General features: G+C 66.8%; 1 protein-coding gene. It reads right to left on the bottom strand.

What is annotated here, in order from left to right:
• A partial coding sequence (locus ACH65_RS19350; RefSeq protein WP_161805638.1) for a transposase occupies window positions 1-208 on the bottom strand: 208 nt, incomplete at both ends.

Raw genomic sequence — 208 nt, 5'->3', positions numbered from 1 at the left:
CGTCCCGCTCAACAAGGTGGTCTGGTGCGCGCAGGCACGGCACTGGTAGTACGGCTGACCACCACGGCGGAACGTCGAACGTCGTCGATCGCCGCACGCCGGACAGCGGAACCCCTTCGGCCAGCGCGACCGGTACAGTGCCCGGCGGCACTTCGCTTCGGTCCCGTACTGCGCTTGGAAATCGGCCATCGACAGGCCCTTCTGAAAC

This window comes from Frateuria defendens (genome assembly GCF_001182895.1).
Taxonomy (GTDB): Bacteria; Pseudomonadota; Gammaproteobacteria; order Xanthomonadales; family Rhodanobacteraceae; genus Frateuria_B; species Frateuria_B defendens.
This window is presented reverse-complemented; position numbering and strand designations above follow the sequence as displayed.